The following is a 14,992-nucleotide window of genomic DNA, read 5'->3' on the forward strand; positions in this document are numbered from 1 at the left end:
TTAATGATGATTTACTTCATTGTACTTTTCCAGCTCTACAATAAATTCTGTGCCCTTTCCCTCCTCACTTTCAAACCATATCCGGCCACCGTGGGCATCCACAATCTGTTTGGAGATTGCCAGCCCGAACCCAAAAGACTCTTCGCCCATGGTGCCGCGGCGTTTTACATCTTGTGACAGGTTAAAAATACTTCCCTTCAGGGTGTCAGGTATACCGATGCCATTATCCCGCACGGTGATGCGTACCACGCCATCCACCATCTGCATGGCCACCTCCACAATGCCGCCTACAGGACTGAACTTCACAGCATTGGTAATCAGGTTGGAAAACACGCGCCATATTTTTTCACGGCTGGCCCAGACCGTGGCCTGGAAAAGATGAACGATGATCTGTTGCTGTTTTTCGTTTGCTTTTGTTTTTATCAGATCGACACAATAGCGCAGGGCCACGTCTACCTCCACCTGCTCTTTCCTGATATCTCCCCGTATGTTCATGTACAGCAGGTTACTGATCAGCTCCAGTGCCATGTGGCCGGACTGTTGGATAAGTTGTAACGCTTCCTTATTCTGCTCATCTGTAACGTTTCCATAATTCTGCAGAAAATCGGCCATGGAAATCATATTGCCAACGGGGTTACGAAGGTCATGCGCCACAATTTTGAGCATGCGGGTATTATCCTGCTGGCTGTGCTCCAGCGCCCGCAGGCTTTTTTCGAGATGTTCATTTTGCCGGGTAACAACCCTGTTGAGACTTTCCAGTTTGGCCGCCTGTTTTTTGGAACGTTTCGAATATTGCCAGATAAGAACACCAATGATGATCACCATCAGCGTGAGGAGCAACATGACGCTCAGGTAGATGTTTTTGATTTCATTCTGCTTTTTCAGCAGGTCCAGTTCCATCTCACCGGACAGATAATTAAACTGCGTATTGATATCCAGTGCCTGGAAAGGATTCTCCAGGGAAGCCAGTGAATCTTTCATTTGTTGATAGCTTCTCAGGAATGCCAATGCCTCTTGATGGTTTCCGGTAGCTTCGCTAAACTCCGATTGTAATTCCCGCCATGACAGTTCTGCTGCAGTAACAGGTACAGAATCCAGGATGGCTTTCATTTTCAGCAATCCCTGCTGCGCTTCGGAGAACCTTTTTTGCGCAAGTTGTAGTTTAATCAGTTTACCCATCGTCTTCAGTGCATCCCCGAACTCCGTACCTTCCTGGAGATTGATCCGGATACTTTCATTCAACAGTTTTTCTCCTGCCACTGTGTCGCCGGTCCGCAATAACAAGCTTCCCTTGTTCCCTATGACCACCGCTTCGGCGGCCATGGTGTAAATAATCTGGTTGGGCAACTTCATGAAAGGCGCTTTGTATTGCTGTATATAGCGCATGGCGCTGTCGTAGTAATACATGGCACTGTCTTTCTGGTCCTGATGATCAAAACACAACCCGATATTATCCAGCTGGCCCTGTTGATAACAAAAGCGATAAAACGGCTTCGCATTACAGGCCGACAGCTCCGCAAACATTTCCCTGAAATAAGGAATGGCGAGATGATATTTCCCCTGCCGGTAGTATACCATGGCCATTCTCAGGCTATATTCCCCCATGCCGCAGGTATCACTGGTGCGTTGGATAAACGTTTTTCCTTCGTAATACAACGATACGGCGTTGTCCAGTTTTCCTTCATCCCGGCAAATGTCGCCCACGTACATCAAGGCACGACCGTATTCCACTGCATACCCCCGCCTGTCAGTTTTTCCAGACAACACACGTAGTATACTGTCCGCATATAACCTAGTATGAAAGCGGTCATTTTGACTAAGCCAGTAGTAATCCATTTTATACCGGTATTTCCACACCAGGTCCATTGGTCCGGGATTGGGAAAGCCTGCATAAACAGAATCCAATATGCGGAAAGCCTCCTCCTTCCGCCCGGGCCCTATGGTGTCCACCTTCTGGAAAACCGGTTCAAAAAATGCCGGATGATCATTATTATCACGGTCCGAATGGTTGCAGGCCACTGATAAACCAAATAATAATGGGACCAACCTATAGCATATCTTTTTATAAAACTGCCAATCACGGAACACAAGGAAAAAACGCATTCAAGAAAATTATTGTGCTAAAAAACAGTGCTCACCATTCTAATTCATCATCAACCAGGGTAACAAATAATCCGTAAGTCTCCCGAACATTCTCTACCAAATATAATGATCAGGAAAGACATTCACAACAGACAGGAAATTATACATAAAAGGCATACCAGCAGGGCATTTCGACATAAAAAAAACCGCTTTATGCGGTTTTTTTTGCATCTCCTTCCTGCTGTGCCTGCTTTAGCTTTTTCGTAACAGCGGTTGGGTACTGCACCGGAAAGAACCGCCCAGGCTTCGGGTGATATGGAAATCCACATATTCCACTGTGATGCCGCGGCGGGCGATCTGATCACCGATATGCCGGAACACCGGATCAGTCACGTATACCTCCGGGCTAAGCGGCAGTCCGTTTGTGGCCAGGTTGGTGGTTTCTGTGTATGTCACATCGATACGGTCCCAGGAGCGCAGTTTTTCGGGGATACCATCTTTGAAGGCTGCTTCACATACTACCATCAGTCCATCTTTGATGAGGCCGAGGGCGCAGTCAAGGTGCAGGATATCCGGTTGCAGCCGTACTATCTCCAGCGTATAGCCGTAGGGCTGCAGCATTTTTTCGAGCCACCGGGCACCCAGCGCGTTGGAGGCCAGCCCGGAGCTGCCAACGAAGATATGTTTGTCCAGCACCAGCACGTCGCCACCTTCTATGAAAGGGCCGGGACCATGTGTTGCGTCATCTGCCGCCGCTACCTCCGGGCGTGGGGCTGCCACATAGATGCAGGTTTCGGGGTACACCCGTTCCAGCATAATGTCCCGCATCGGCAGCACTTCCATCCGGCGGTGCAACAAACGCAACGATCCTTCTATCACCAGGTTGCCGACCGTAAAGAAAGGATCGCGGGAGAAGAAATTGGCGTAGCCATTATCACCACCGGCTTTTTTCTCTGCTGCGGTAAGACGCCGCGGGCGCAGCACTTCCACCCCATGTTTCAGGAGCACGTCTTTAAAGGCTTCCCGTTCTTTTATCCACGCCTGTTGATTTTGCGGATAGGCGTCACCGTAGTCCATCCCGGTTTTGGTATGCAGGTCTGCGCGCGCTTCAGGCGTCAGAAATTTCAGGTCTTCTTCCCGCTGCACCTTAGGCATGCCAAATTCCGATTCAGCCAGTACAACGGTGCGTAGCGGCGCAAATTCACTTTCAACAAAGATCATAGACGACAGCTTTTAAGGAGGGTAAACAATGAAGCGAACGCCGCAAAAACTATTCCGTATTACATCTCCGGATGTTGCTCTTTCAGCGTCCAGTGCTGTAATGTGGTATTATTCGCCGGGGCCAGTACTATCGGGGCGTTTACTGTCCCTTTGTCGTCAGCGGGTGTCAGGTAAAGATTAGTTCCTTTCAGCTTTACCAGGTAGTGGTCTTTGCCGGCTGGGATAAACTCATATTCCTGGTTGTTTTCCCCGGCCACCACCGGTTGCTCCTCCAGTGTTGTTCCTGCTGTCACTGCGGAAGCAGGTTGTAATGTTTTGCCGGAGTAGAGGTTTACCAGTTGATAGGTACTATCTGCAACATGTTTAAAATCCCAGGTCACGCATTTCCAGTTGACCGGCGAATAGGCCACTATAGGCGTACCATTGCGGGTATCAGCATCTCTAATGCGCAGTAGTATGCCTGTCTGAACATTCCGGATAGCGTATGTACCGGAAATTTGTTGTGCCAAAACAGGAATGGTGACGATGGTCATCCACAGAAAAAACATTATTGGTTTCATGAGGCTTAACAGTTTACAAACAGAAGTTCCGAAGGTCTGACAGATTCATCAAATAAAATCTATGAGTGGCAAAACAATCGAATGCTACAGGGAACCGCACCCATCCACCACCATAATTTTTTTTAACATTCATGCAACATTTCTTATTGGTTAATCCTTATTTATTCATCTCACCTCCTGAAAAAAAATTTCCCCAAAAGAAACCGTATCCATCGTGTTTGGCATTGATGATCGCTGAGACTGGCAGAAAACCCCTTACACCGAAGGTTGTCGCATGGCAACACTTCTCTCCTGTTATATTCTTTCACATTTAAAAAGTATCAACATGAGCGCATTGTTTAAAAAAATGCCGGTAGTGGAAAAGCCTGCCGGAACGCCCCCCAAATTTATTCGCGCAGGTATTGCGATGACGGTCATCACCTTTATCCTGTCAATAACCAGCTGTCATAAGAATGACCCATTCCATGCCTGCGACCAATGTGACTGTCTGGGCAAAAATTATAAACAAACCAACCTGGTGGCTGACACAGCAGGTTTCGACGCAGCACGCATTGATCCGCATCTCGTAAATGCCTGGGGCATTGCAGTCGGGCCTACAGGCGCTTTCTGGATCTCTTCCAATGGCGACGGCTCCAGCGTTATTTACGACAAAAACGGCGCTACCCTGAGAGCACCGGTATTTATCCCTTCACCAATGGGTAAAGGCCCCGGCACACCTACCGGCCAGGTATTCAACAATACGACCGGCTTCAAGGGCGCACACTTTATTTTTGCCACAGAAGACGGCACCATCGCATCCTGGACGTCCGGTGATACGGCTGTAATACAGGCCAACCGTTCTTCTTTCAATGCTGTTTACAAAGGCATCGCACTGGCCAGCGACAGTGGCAAGAACTACATTTACGCCACCAATTTCCACAATGGCACCATCGATGTGTTTGACTCCGCCTATCATTATGTTTCCACCAAACCGTTCGTAGATCCGGCCATCCCTGCCGGCTTTGCGCCGTTTAATATCCGGAACATAGAAGGCGTGCTTTTCGTTACCTATGCTAAACAAAAACCAGATAAACATGATGACCAGGCTGGCCCTGGCAACGGATATGTGGACCTCTACAGGCCTAACGGCACCCTTATCAGAAGGTTTGCCACACAAGGCACGCTCAATTCACCATGGGGCATTACGCAAGGCTGCTCCGGCATGACCGATGGCGTGATCCTCATCGGCAATTTTGGCGATGGACATATCAATGCATATAGTGACAAAGGAACTTACCTCGGACAGTTACAGAAAGGTACTGGTCCGGTTATCATAAAAGGCCTGTGGGCACTGGAAAGCAATGTGCCTTCTGCGCCGGGACAGCTGTTCTTCACCGCAGGTCCTGATGATGAGTCACATGGTTTGTTTGGTTATCTCCGGAAAAACTAACATCCACTTATATCAGCACAGCGACGAGCAACCGCAACGTCAGCAAAAAAGCCGGGCGTATTATTGCGCCCGGCATACATGATTTTAAAGCGATAATTTCAGGCAGGCAATGATGACCATCGTCACCGTAGCGATAGCACATATGGTACGAATGGTGTTCAGCCGGTTCCATGGCCGTTCAAAACGGGCACGATGCGCGGCCAGCGCTGCACTGTCGTCCTGCAACGACACCTTGTCCAGCGCATTGTTCAACGGCACATTGCCGCCTCCTGTAACCCCGAACACACCAACTATGTACGTGAGGGTAGCTGCCAGCATCCACCAGCCCGCCGGCGGCATTCCCTCGCGGAACAGCAGCCAGGTGCTGAACGGCAGCAAAAACACCGGTCCTATAAAGCCAATAAAAAATACCGGATTGAGAATAGCCCGGTTAATAGACTGCATGGCTGCCAGATAAGCGGCATCCGACAGGCGGCCCAGGCCCGGATTGACAGAGCAGGAGTAGGCGTAAAACAAGCCTCCCATCAGCGCAGCCGTAACGGCCGTTATCAGCAACAGAAAGAATAGCATAGTAACAGATCAGGTTATGCCTAAAGATAGGTAACCTGCAAAAACAACAGCGGAATTTTTCCTTTCACAGGAAAAATTCCGCTGTCTGTTATCATGAAATCGTAGCCGGGAAATTACCAGCCGGGTGTTTGTTTGTAAAGGCCGTTGGTGCGGGCAATTTCATCCGGGCTGATAGGCCATGCCATATGTTTGGCCGGATTAAAATTACGCGCAGGCCAAACTTCCTTGATGGTATAGGGAGAAGCAGGGTCCTGGCGGTTAGCATGGATACGGCCATGCAGCGGCGCATTGATCTTGTCATAGTCGCCCCATCTTTTCAGGTCATGGAAACGGTCTGTCCATTCGCAGGCCAGTTCCACGCGGCGTTCATGTTTCAGATCGGCCATAGTAGGATTGGCCACTGGTGTGAGGCCCACACGGGCACGTATTTCGTTGAGCGGTGCAGCGGCTTCACCATTACGGCCCAGCTGTATCAGCGCTTCCGCTTTAAACAACAGTATTTCGGCGTAACGCATCAGCGGCAGATTAAGCGCCGTGGTCGGATAATCGGGGTTAGAGCTGGCGAAGGTATTGCTGGCCATATCACCATTGGAACCGTAGCTGTACGGCTCCATGTATTTATTGATCTGGAAACCGGACAGGCTGTTGGTAGAGAAATACTGTCTGGACTGACCAATATACACGAACGGATCACCGAATTTCAGGATCGTTACTTCCCTGCGCGGGTCGTTCGCTTCGTATTCATCATACAGCTCTTCTGTAGGCTGGAAGTAACCCCATCCGTTATATTTGGTCCAGCCTTTATTTTCCAGTACTACACCGGGAAATTCAGAACCACCCTGGATGCTGGAGTTAACAGACCAGATATATTCGGAAGACCAGTTGTTGGCCACACGGAAAACAGCCTGGTAGTTTTCGCGGTTGTTGGCTTGTCCGCTGATGAGTGCGCGGTGGCCTTCGTCACGGATTTTATCACATAAAGCCGGTATCAGTTGCCATTTGGTTTTATCGTACTGTGCCCAGTATGCGTATACTTTCACCATATAACCCCATGCGGCAGCTCTGTGCGCACGGCCTTTGTCGCCATCTTTATATGTTTCAAACAGCGGCAGCATGTCAGCAGCTTTTTGCAGGTCGCTGATGATCTGGGCATAGTTGTCTGTTACAGAGGCCAGTTGTGGCGGTATACGTTTGCCAAATTCCGGGTTTTCAGGCCCGTCAAACGGAACCCCCTGGTCTTTGTGGCCATATATATAGGCTACCCAGAAATGCGCGAAAGCACGCATAAAATAAGCTTCTCCGAGGGATTGTTTACGTACGTCTTCAGATACGTTAACGGCTTTCGGGATATTTTCAATCGCCTGATTAGCCCTGTTCATCATGTTGTAAAGCATCTGCCAGCCATTGGTCAGATAACCTTCGCGGCCGCTGGGAATGAAGTTTTTGATGTTTTCAGCATCCGCCTTGGAACGCCCTACGATCAGGTCATCGCTGGCGTCCTGCACCCAGAACAGGTCACGGCCCCAGGTATATTCATTTTTCATTTCCACGTACATAGCGGCGGTAGCCTTACGCAGGTCATTATCGCTCTGCCAGAAAAAAGCGGTGGAAGGCGCGCCGTTAGGCTTGGTGTCCACCCAATTTTCGGAGCACGCGCTCCAGCCGGCCAGCATCGCCATCAGTGCGGGTATATAGATATATTTCTTTTTCATGATTGTCAGTTTGATCAGAATTTAACATTAAGGCCCAGGGAATAGGTACGGGAAACCGGGAACTGTCCGCCATCCAGACCGATACCGCCCACTTCAGGGTCCATACCGGTATATTTGGTGAAGGTCAGCAGGTTATCACCGCTGAAGTATACACGCAGACCATTGTTCCAGCGCATTTTGTTGAACGTGTAACCGATCAGCAGGTTTTTCAGGCGCAGGTAGTTACCGCTTTCGAGGTACCAGTCAGAAGCTGTCTGGAAGTTTTTATTCGTATCATCCGCAGAGATACGGGGGATGTTGGAACCCGTATTTGACGGGGACCATGCGTCCAGGATTTTATCCCAGCGGTTGTACCCTTGTTCCGCACCGTTCAGGGTGGACTGTTTGAAGGCGTTGAACAGTTTCACGCCGCCCACGCCCTGAAGGAACAGGCTCAGGTCGAAGTTTTTCCAGGTGAAGTTGGCTGTAAAACCATACGTCAGTTTCGGGAAAGCAGCGCCCATGTATACGCGGTCAGCATCATCGATTTTACCGTCGCCGTTCTGGTCAATGAATTTCAGGTCGCCGGCTTTGGCGTTAGGCTGGATCTTCTGTCCGTTTTTCTGATAGGCGTTTGCTTCTGCGTCTGACTGGAAAATGCCGGCAGACTGTATCAGCCAGTAGGAGTAATAAGGCTGTCCTACTTTTGAACGGTAAGGGTTCAGCACTGTTCTCCAGTTATCACCATGTATCCATACAGAATTGGGGTTCTCATCAATTTCCACGACACGGTTTTTGAGCGTGGCCATATTAGCACTCAGGTTATAGCCTACCTGACCGATTTTATCGTGCCAGCCAACGGCTACTTCAATGCCTTTGTTACCGATTTTTCCCTGGTTGATCAGCGGCGCGTTCAAGCCAAAAGAAACAGGCCAGTACGTATCCTGCTGTTTGATCAGGTCGTAGGTCAGTTTGTCGAAATAATCTGCGGTGATGGTCAGCCGTTGTTTCAGCAATGCGATGTCGATACCGATATCTGTTTGCTGAGATGTTTCCCAGGTGAGTTCGGGATTAAACCGTGTATCATTAAACAAAGCGCTGGACAGCGGTGCGCCGTTACCGATCTGATAAGTGAAGTCGTTGGTCAGCAGCGGATAGGCATAGTTGATCCGCACGGATTGGATGTTACCAATGCGGCCCCAGCTGGCCCTGATTTTCAGCAGGTCAACAGCCGGTACCTGGAAGAAAGGCTCTGAACTGATTTTCCATGCGGCAGTAACACCGGGGAAGCCCAGGCCACGGTAACCCACAGGGAGCCTGCCGGCAAAATCATGACGGTAGCTACCGGTCAGGAAATAACGATCTGCCCAGCTATAGGAAATTCTTCCTACGTAAGAAAGATTCCTGTCTTTCCATTCACGGTCTGTTGGACGGTCCTGGTCGAATACAGAAGCCAGCGCCATAAAGCGGGCCCAGTCAGCTTCGTTTTCAAAGCCTCTGGCAGCGATCGCGAAGTTGCGGTTGCCAGCCTCCTGTGCCGTCATGGACAGCATGGCGCCGATATTATGTCTTTTCAGGATTTTATTGTAGTTAAGGGTATTTTCCCACAGCCAGTTATAGTCTCTGCTGGAAGCATAAGACAATTTGTTTTGTGCATTGGCTTTACCGGGTTCCAGTCTTCTGGGCTCAAAGTTTTTAAAGAGCGTATCCACCTGGCGATAAGAGAAGCGCGACATAAAGGAGAGGCCGGGGAGGATGTCGGACACTGTCAGTTCGGTCACCGACTGAACATCGCTCCTTTTGTTGTAAGGCTGGTTACGCAGCAGGGTAGCTACCGGGTTTACCACGTCGCCATGGATGCCCAGGTATTTGGAATCCACCGGGCCTACGCCGCCAAAGGAGCCATCCGCATAGTAAGGAGTGGCGGAACGGGGCATATAGATGGCGGAGAGGATCACACCGGTATAGCCGCTGGAAGTTTCTGCATCGCGGTTGTCATTGTTGTTCCAGAAGATGTCCTGCCGCAGTTTTACTTTCTTCGACAGCTCGTAGTTCACGTTGAAGCGAAGGGAGATATTTTTGTTGTAGGTGTTCAGCAGGGTGCCTTCTTCATTTTCATAGCGTGCCTGGAACAGGGTAGAGAATTTATCTGAACCGGCATTGAAGCTCACGTTGTGGCGTTGCATCAGGCCGGTGCGGAATATCTCTTTCATCCAATTGGTGCGGGTCACCTGCGCATAAGGGTTGAGAGAAGCGTCCCATCCCGGTAATGGCGGTTTGCCGGCATTGGCATAGGCCAGGTTAGATACTTTCGCTTCGTCTTCCGCGCTCAGGGACTGGAGGGTGCGCCATGCCTGTTTAGCGCCTACAAAACCGGTGTACTGTACCTGTGGCACCCCTTTGGAAGCCTGGCGGGTGGTAATGAGAATAACTCCCGATGCACCTGCAAAAGCCCCGTAGATAGCGGCAGATGCCGCATCTTTCAATACGGTGATGGACTCCACGTCGGCAGGGTTATAGGGTGCATTCGGCACACCGTCCACCACATATAATACGCTTTCTTTTCCACGGGAACCCATACCACGGATCACGACGTTATTGGCATTGCTGGTGTGGCCGCCATTGCTCACAACTGTAATACCGGGCACTTTACCCTGTATCATATTGGCCACGTCCATTACCGGGCGTTCCTTGATCTGTTTCATGTCAGGTACGGTGGCAACAGCAGCGGAGAGGTCACTTTTTTTAGCGGTGCCATAACCGATTACCACCACTTCATCCAACGCGGTGTTCCCGTTTTTCATGACGAGGTTGAGCGTATTGCCGGCGCCGGGTGTGAGCTCGGTGGTCTGGTAACCTACATAGCTGAAGCTGATGATGGGATTTTCTGTATCGATGGTGAGTTCATATCGTCCGTCGCCGTCGGTGATGGCCCTGTTTTTAGTGCCTTTCACCCATACGGTCACACCGGGGATAGGTTCGTTGTTTTCAGTCGTTACACGGCCGGAGATGCGGCGGGCTACAACCTGTTTGCCGCTCTGCGGAGCATCCTGCTGATGTTGTGTTTTACGCAGCAGGATAGCTTTGTCATTTACGCTGTATTCAATGCCGGACTGATTCTGAAGCAGGTGCAGCGCTTCATTCAGGGTGATGTTGTTGGCTTTGAAGTCGCGGACCATGATGTTGTCAAAATCCTGCTTGACATAGTTAAAAGTGAAGCTGCTTTGGTTGCTTAATGCTTTTAGCACCTGCGACAAAGAAGCGTTGGACATGTCCAGTTTCACTTTTTCGTTCAGACTGTTTTGCCGGCCGAAACCGATGGTGGCAGGGAGCAGGCAGCAGCCCAGCAACAGGAAGCGTTTCATCCCTGACATGGCAGGCCCGCCGCTGCGGACCTGATGGTCCGAGACTGTAGATTTCCTTTTCATAATAAAAATTGTTTTTCGGAGTGTTGTAGCTTTTTTAAAAAATCGTCACCTCTCTACCGGAAATTTTATACTGTTTACGACTGATATAACAAATGTTGTCCAGCATTCCTGTGAAACTGTCTGTTTTGAACATCACGGTAATATTCTTTTCGATATCCTGTTTGTTTTTCCAGCTGACGGAATAGCCGTAGCGGTCACAAAGCCTTTCCACGGCGTCTTTAAGCGAAATATCCGCAGCAGTGAAAACACCTTCTTTCCAGGCGGCCACTTTAGCGGCATCGGTTTCGCCGACCTGTAAAAGCGTATCGCCGGCATGACAGGCAGCGGCGTAACCGGGCTGCAATATCACGGCCCTGGCATTTTGCGGATACGCTTTTACCTGTACTTTTCCCTGCAGCAGCGACACACGCGTGCCCTTTTCGCTGGCATAGGCTTCCACATTAAATTGTGTGCCCAGTACTTTGATGGCCATATCACGGGTATGTACTACAAAAGGCCGTTTTTCGCTGCCATGGATGTCGAAGAAACCTTCACCAATCAGCGTTACACCACGTTCCAGCCGGTTGAAATCTTTTTTCCAGGCGATGGTGGCATGGGCGTTTAGCCATACCCGTGAGCTGTCCGGCAGTGTGACCTGTTTAATACCGGCTGTTTCGTTGGTGACCGTTATCATGCCTGCCAGTACCGGAGACGGATGTTGTTTAGCTGCTTGCTGGCGCCATAACCAGCCCGCGCCTGTTAACAATACGATACTGGCCGCTGCGGCCCATCTCCCCCAGGTTCCCCAGGGCTGAAGCCCTGGGCTACGTTGTGTTTCTGGTCCGGTAGCTGTAGGTTTTTGTCCGGAAGCATGGTCTGGTAAGGTGCTGCTATAGCCGGCCAGATGTTGTTGATGCCCGGTATCCGCGGATTTGAAGCCAGTGACATCATCCGTAGGCAACGCACTACGGAAGTTGGCCAGGAACTGTTGCCGCCGGAGGTCTGCTTCCAGTCCTTCCAGGTCGACAGGCGTGCCCGCTCCCAGACCGTTATACCATTTGTCCAGGACCGCCAGCTCTTCAGGGGTGCATTTCCCTGCATGAAATTTTTCTAACAGGGCCTGGGCCCCGGGATAATTTTGCGGTGTCATCTACTAAAGAATACCCGATGCGAAAGAAATGTTAACTACACCAACGTTAAGAAATTGTAAACAACATCCAGGCAGATACCAGGCTGACTGCCAGCGAAGGATTGGCTTTAATATGTGTCTTTACCTGCTTCAGGGCACGGCAGTACAACACACGGGCGGATGCCGCATCTATGTCGAGCATGCCGGCGATCTGCTGGTAAGAATAATGATGGCGCACCCGTAAGTTCATCAGCTGCTGCTGGCTGGGCGACAAGGTGTCTAAAGCCTCATTGAGAATGGCTTCCTGCAATCCGTACAGTTCTTCCTGGGCAAAAGTGCCCGGCGTTTCCAGCGAATCATTCAATAATGTTTCCAGCTGTTTAAGATGCGCCTGATAACGGCCCGCTGTACGGAAATATTTAAATATACGGAGCTTAAGGGCATGCAAAAGGTAATACTCAAGACCTTCATCCTTAGGAACAGTTTCCCACTTCTCCCAAAGGGAAATAAAAACATCCTGCACGATATCAAACGCGTCGTGTGCATTGGTTTTGGCCACAGCAATGGCCAGCAGCTTGTTCCAGTAAACACCCACAGATCGCTCAAAATCCGCCACAGCGCCGACTTTACAGGAATTGATTGGTTTATGCACGGTCATAAAAGGAAATATAACAGTCTCAACAAAAGTAATTGTTCAATATTACGTGGATATTAATTTTCTCAACAGGACAGGCTTTCCCTGTATATATGTTACAACACCTGCTGCGTGGTCGGCTCGTTGTTATACCAATATAATCCTGTTTTTTGAAAAAAGAAATACCCTGTTTGGCCGGCTGAACATATTATCGTAAACTACATGCATGGAATATGATGTAATTATCATTGGTGGTGGTCAAAGTGCATTGGCTGTAGCTTATTATCTCCGGCGTACCTCCCTGCATTACCTCCTGCTCGACAGTGAAGCGCGTCCCGGAGGTTCCTGGCAGCATGGATGGCATTCCCTTTCTCTTTTTTCGCCGGCGTTATGGAGCTCATTGCCCGGGGTGCTGATGCCTGGCGGCCAGCAATACTACCCTTCCCGCGATGAAACGGTCCATTATTTACAGGAATATGAAACCCGTTACCAGTTTCCCGTACAAAGACCGGTGAAGGTACTACAGGTAGAAAAGCAGGCAGACCGCTACCGTCTGGATACCACGGCCGGCACCTACTATGCCCGCACGGTAGTCAGCGCCACCGGCAGTTTCGTGAACCCGTACATTCCGGACATTCCCGGGAAAGAACGTTTCCGTGGCTCCCTGCTTCACTCCTCTTCTTACCAGTCACCGGAAATATTCAGTAACCAGCGTGTAGCCGTGGTCGGAGAAGGCAACTCCGGCGCGCAGATACTGGCAGACCTGGCACCCACGGCCGATACCCTGTGGATCACCAAACAACCGCCCACCTTCCTGCCGGACGACATAGACGGTAAATACCTCTTCGACGCCGCCACCATGCAATATGAGGCCATGCAACAGGGCAAAGACTTCCAGCGGCCCTCTCTCGGCCAGATCGTCATGGTGCCCCCGGTAAAAGCAGCAAGGGACAAAGGTGTTTATCAACATTATCTGCCTGCCTTCGATTATTTTTATGAAGATGGTATTGCCTGGCAGAACGGACGAAAAGAAACCGTTGATGCTGTTATCTTCTGTACCGGCTTCCGGCCCGCACTGGCACATCTGCTCCCCCTGGGCATTATACAACCCAACGGCAAAATCAACACCCGTGGCACTGCCGCCGCAGATATGCCGGGACTATGGCTGGTAGGCTACGGACAATGGACCGGCTTCGCTTCCGCCACCCTGATCGGCGTAGGCAGAACAGCCCGGAAAACAGCAGAAGAAATCAATGCTTACCTACAAGGAAATTAAGGAAGCCATCCTCCTGATATAACACAGCCCTGGTAACAGCTGGCCTCTCCGGCGCTGCTAACGCCTCCTCAGTACTTCAGGATAAATTGAGCTTATTTTTTCCGGATTAAACAAAAAAATTGGTACACCTTGTGGTGATAACTCCTTTGCATGAAAAAGCTATTGTTCCTCTGTCTATACGGATTGTCATCATGGACAACCCACGCACAAACACCCGCCGGTTATTCCTTCATCCGTAACGCGCCGGACAAACGCAAAGCCGACAGCATAAAAAGCGCTATCAGGTTAACGAGTCCCGGCGCTTTTGAGGAGTTGTCGTTCCGGACTGTCCGCTATCGTATGATGAAACCCTTGTCTTTACAGCAACACAAACGTTATCCACTGGTGCTGGTGCTGCATGGCTCCGGAGCGGTAGGTACCAATAACATCACCCAGATGGGCATTCTCCCTAAATTATGGGCACAACCCCATATCCGGCAGAATTATCCGGCGTTTGTAGTGGCGCCGCAGTTTCCCGAGCGTTCTTCCGACTATGTGATGGACAGCAGCCGGCACACGCTGGTATCTGTGCCAGGCCCCAATACCAATACAGTACTGGCGCTTGTGGATTCTTTGAAGAAAGTGCTGCCGGTAGATGACAGACGTATATATGTGATTGGTTTTTCTATGGGAGCGTCCAGTGTTTTCAACAGCATTGGCCTGCGGCCCGACCTGTTCGCAGCCGGCGTGGCCATTTCCGGCATACCTGATTTCGATCACCTGTCAGCCCTGGAGGCTACGCCCCTGTGGGTAATCCATGGCAACGCCGATACAGAAAACCCCTATCGTACCGATTCTATATTAATCCGTACGCTACAGGGCCGTCAGCTGCGCGCCTGGGAGATAGACCAGCTGCAACATGAAATATACAGTGAGTTATATACCACGGACATATTGCCCGAATGGCTGTTTAGCCATGCCCGTTAGTTCTCCTGGTAAACCAATAAACAACAA

General features: G+C 50.2%; 11 protein-coding genes. 3 read left to right on the forward strand and 8 right to left on the reverse strand.

The window, feature by feature from the left end; translation table 11 throughout:
* The 3 genes from HGH92_RS05925 to HGH92_RS05935 form a co-directional block, all read right to left on the reverse strand.
* Complete coding sequence (locus HGH92_RS05925; protein ID WP_168869819.1) at positions 1-2,046, reverse strand: sensor histidine kinase; 2,046 nt, start codon at positions 2,044-2,046, stop codon at positions 1-3.
* Between the two features lie 288 nt (positions 2,047-2,334).
* Positions 2,335-3,303 carry a dimethylarginine dimethylaminohydrolase family protein gene (locus HGH92_RS05930; RefSeq protein WP_168869820.1) on the reverse strand — a complete coding sequence of 323 codons (969 nt, stop codon included), beginning with the start codon at positions 3,301-3,303 and terminating at the stop codon, positions 2,335-2,337.
* 59 nt (positions 3,304-3,362) lie between these two features.
* On the reverse strand, positions 3,363-3,863 hold the full coding sequence (locus HGH92_RS05935) for an RICIN domain-containing protein (protein WP_168869821.1): 501 nt from the start codon (positions 3,861-3,863) through the stop codon (positions 3,363-3,365).
* Positions 3,864-4,188: 325 nt separating this feature from the next.
* Here HGH92_RS05935 and HGH92_RS05940 point away from each other — a divergent pair, with 325 nt between their 5' ends.
* Complete coding sequence (locus tag HGH92_RS05940; RefSeq protein ID WP_168869822.1) at positions 4,189-5,292, forward strand: TIGR03118 family protein; 1,104 nt, start codon at positions 4,189-4,191, stop codon at positions 5,290-5,292.
* 84 nt (positions 5,293-5,376) lie between these two features.
* Here HGH92_RS05940 and HGH92_RS05945 read toward each other — a convergent pair whose 3' ends face one another.
* From HGH92_RS05945 to HGH92_RS05965, 5 genes are all read right to left on the reverse strand, one after another.
* Complete coding sequence (locus HGH92_RS05945) at positions 5,377-5,862, reverse strand: DUF1772 domain-containing protein (RefSeq protein ID WP_168869823.1); 486 nt, start codon at positions 5,860-5,862, stop codon at positions 5,377-5,379.
* Between the two features lie 113 nt (positions 5,863-5,975).
* Entirely contained in the window at positions 5,976-7,574 is a 1,599-nt protein-coding gene (locus tag HGH92_RS05950) for a RagB/SusD family nutrient uptake outer membrane protein (RefSeq protein ID WP_168869824.1), read from the reverse strand.
* 14 nt (positions 7,575-7,588) lie between these two features.
* Positions 7,589-10,981, reverse strand: coding sequence for a SusC/RagA family TonB-linked outer membrane protein (locus HGH92_RS05955; RefSeq protein WP_247654832.1), 3,393 nt, complete (start codon positions 10,979-10,981; stop codon positions 7,589-7,591).
* A 34-nt stretch (positions 10,982-11,015) separates the two neighbouring features.
* Positions 11,016-12,110 carry a FecR family protein gene (locus HGH92_RS05960; RefSeq protein WP_168869825.1) on the reverse strand — a complete coding sequence of 365 codons (1,095 nt, stop codon included), beginning with the start codon at positions 12,108-12,110 and terminating at the stop codon, positions 11,016-11,018.
* A 46-nt stretch (positions 12,111-12,156) separates the two neighbouring features.
* Positions 12,157-12,747 (reverse strand): RNA polymerase sigma factor, encoded by a 591-nt coding sequence (locus tag HGH92_RS05965; protein WP_168869826.1) that lies wholly within the window; start codon positions 12,745-12,747, stop codon positions 12,157-12,159.
* Between the two features lie 202 nt (positions 12,748-12,949).
* Between HGH92_RS05965 and HGH92_RS05970 the strand changes: the two genes are divergently transcribed.
* A complete protein-coding gene (locus tag HGH92_RS05970; RefSeq protein WP_168869827.1) occupies positions 12,950-13,999 on the forward strand; it encodes an ArsO family NAD(P)H-dependent flavin-containing monooxygenase in 1,050 nt (349 codons plus the stop codon).
* A 150-nt stretch (positions 14,000-14,149) separates the two neighbouring features.
* Entirely contained in the window at positions 14,150-14,965 is an 816-nt protein-coding gene (locus tag HGH92_RS05975; protein ID WP_168869828.1) for a phospholipase, read from the forward strand.
* Positions 14,966-14,992: the final 27 nt, after the last annotated feature.

Origin of the sequence: Chitinophaga varians, from assembly GCF_012641275.1 — a bacterium.
Classification (GTDB): Bacteria; Bacteroidota; Bacteroidia; order Chitinophagales; family Chitinophagaceae; genus Chitinophaga; species Chitinophaga varians_A.

Bases quoted from the DNA above. Each gene is read 5' to 3' on its own strand.
- HGH92_RS05930 (WP_168869820.1), bottom strand. From the start codon at position 3,303: ATGATCTTTGTTGAAAGTGAATTTGCGCCGCTACGCACCGTTGTACTG.
- HGH92_RS05935 (WP_168869821.1), bottom strand. From the start codon at position 3,863: ATGAAACCAATAATGTTTTTTCTGTGGATGACCATCGTCACCATTCCT.
- HGH92_RS05940 (WP_168869822.1), top strand. From the start codon at position 4,189: ATGAGCGCATTGTTTAAAAAAATGCCGGTAGTGGAAAAGCCTGCCGGA.
- HGH92_RS05945 (WP_168869823.1), bottom strand. From the start codon at position 5,862: ATGCTATTCTTTCTGTTGCTGATAACGGCCGTTACGGCTGCGCTGATG.
- HGH92_RS05950 (WP_168869824.1), bottom strand. From the start codon at position 7,574: ATGAAAAAGAAATATATCTATATACCCGCACTGATGGCGATGCTGGCC.
- HGH92_RS05955 (WP_247654832.1), bottom strand. From the start codon at position 10,981: ATGAAAAGGAAATCTACAGTCTCGGACCATCAGGTCCGCAGCGGCGGG.
- HGH92_RS05960 (WP_168869825.1), bottom strand. From the start codon at position 12,110: ATGACACCGCAAAATTATCCCGGGGCCCAGGCCCTGTTAGAAAAATTT.
- HGH92_RS05965 (WP_168869826.1), bottom strand. From the start codon at position 12,747: ATGACCGTGCATAAACCAATCAATTCCTGTAAAGTCGGCGCTGTGGCG.
- HGH92_RS05970 (WP_168869827.1), top strand. From the start codon at position 12,950: ATGGAATATGATGTAATTATCATTGGTGGTGGTCAAAGTGCATTGGCT.
- HGH92_RS05975 (WP_168869828.1), top strand. From the start codon at position 14,150: ATGAAAAAGCTATTGTTCCTCTGTCTATACGGATTGTCATCATGGACA.